Source organism: Moraxella sp. K127 (genome assembly GCF_015223095.1).
Classification (GTDB): domain Bacteria; phylum Pseudomonadota; class Gammaproteobacteria; order Pseudomonadales; family Moraxellaceae; genus Moraxella.
The window spans coordinates 1-414 of record NZ_JADFBZ010000119.1; the positions used below are offsets into that span (position 1 = coordinate 1).

Sequence of the window (414 nt, forward strand, 5' to 3'; positions counted from 1 at the left end):
TCAAACCCACACATCGTCCTTAGCTCACTGGCGGGCATGACCTTGACTGCCAAACAAAACATTCACATCACCACTGACAACAACCTTGCCATCACCACAAACAAAGACCTAAGCCTTGCCACCACCTCAAAGTACAACCTAACCGTCCAAAACGGCATCAGAGTCTTTGTCCAAACCGGAGGCATTAAACACTACACCGCCAAAGACGACATAGAGCTACAAGCTCAACAAGGCAACATCAAACACATCGCCAAAGACAACATAGAGATTATCTCAACAGAAGGCAAAATCCAAATCACAAGCCCCACTCAATTATCCATCAACATCTGTGGTTCTGAGTTTAAAATGAACGAACAAGGCGTGTTTATCACAACACCTGGGGTGTTTAGAGTCAAGAGTAATGAGAAGGTGATG

The 414-nt window shown here is 44.9% G+C and carries 1 protein-coding gene; it reads left to right on the forward strand.

The window, feature by feature from the left end; all coding sequences use genetic code 11:
• The coding region (locus IM753_RS12885; RefSeq protein WP_194109458.1) for a DUF2345 domain-containing protein at window positions 1–414 on the forward strand (414 nt) is incomplete at both ends.